Below are 1,543 nucleotides of genomic sequence, written 5' to 3'. Positions count from 1 at the left end.
CTAAAAAACGACCTGCGGGTCGTTTTGTCGTATGTAGCTGCCATTTATCTGATCCGCTCGAATTATGAACCAAACTCGTTACAATGAAACAATGTCATAATACGAGAATCAATAATGAAAACAAAACTCACCTTATTAAGCACGGCACTCGTTGCCAGCTTAACTAGCACCGGCATACACGCCAAAGAATCGCTACAATTTAAAGACGTATTTAGTTTTAAATCAGCTAAAAGCACACAACTATCTGACAATGGTCAAGTACTCACTTTTAGTGCAACGCCGTATCGTGGAAATGCAACTGGTCAAGTTTACTCACTACAAAGCAATACACTCATCGCAGAAGTAGAACGCGGCACTAAGCCTCATATTAATAAAGCCGCTAACTGGGTCGCCTTTACACAAGTACCTACCTTACTTGAAAAAGAAACAACCAAAAAAAAAGACACACTTAAAAACAATCTGGTACTCGTAAACACACAATCAGGTGCCCAACAAAGCTTTGCTAATGTAAAAGATTACACGTTATCTGATGACGGTATGTGGCTTGCTTATCGTTTAAATAAAAAAGACGATGACGCAAAAGTAGAAGATAAAACCGATAGCACTAAAAACGAAGAAGACAACGCTATCACGCCCGATAAAAAAGATAAGAGCTATGCGCTTGTTATCGTAAATTTATCTGATAAACGCACTCATACAATAGAAAACGTATTTAGCTACGCTATTAACTCAGCTAACAGCCAGCTATTAGTGAGTCAAAGTTACAGCGATGGTAATAACAACCAAATAGCGTTAATTGAGCTCAGTGACTTTAATAGCAGCGTATTAATTGATGAACCGGGCGTAATCGCAAATAAAATAGCGTGGCACCCCACTGACAATATTGCAGCGTTTACATTGGGTAACTATGTAAATGATGACACGCGCCGCCGAAGCTACACTTTACAGCTATATAAAAACGAGAAGCTCTCAACTATAGATTCACCTAATAAAGCATGGACGTTAGGGAAAACAGCCACCCTTGAATGGTCAGAAAATGGCGAGCGCTTATATTTTGAAAACCATCCTAAATTAGCAGCTAAAGTAAAAACTAAAGAATATACCGACGAAGCCTCACTGTACGACTTTGATACCATACGTGAGCATAAAGGTCTTAATGTATGGCACAACAACGATGCGCAAATAAAACCACGTGAAGAGCATCAATGGAACGAAGTTAATAAAAATCGCCATTACAGTGCGGTGTATCACGTTAACTCGCAAAAAGTTGCGCAACTTAGTACACCAAACATGCCCGAGGTTGCACTAAACCCTCAGCGAGATGTGTCTTTACTTGGCTCATCTAACATCCCCTACCTAGAAAAAATAATGTACGGCGGTTTTTTTGCTGATTACTTTGCAGTAAATATACACACCGGTAAACAAACTCCAATTATAAGTAACTACCCGTTTAGACCGAGCCTTGCCCCTAATGGTGAGTTTGCAGCTTATTTTAGCGATAGCCAAATACAGTTAAAAGATTTAAAAAATAATAAAGTAACAC

General features: G+C 39.1%; 1 pseudogene. It reads left to right on the top strand.

Going from position 1 to position 1,543, the window contains the following annotated elements:
• Positions 1-114: 114 nt before the first annotated feature.
• Positions 115-1,543: pseudogene (locus H5072_RS19115) on the top strand (S9 family peptidase); the annotation flags it as partial.

The sequence above is a fragment of the Pseudoalteromonas sp. SR45-5 genome (assembly GCF_014163565.1).
Taxonomy (GTDB): domain Bacteria; phylum Pseudomonadota; class Gammaproteobacteria; order Enterobacterales; family Alteromonadaceae; genus Pseudoalteromonas; species Pseudoalteromonas distincta.
Note: the sequence above shows the minus strand (reverse complement) of the source record. Positions and strands in the feature narration are given on the sequence as shown.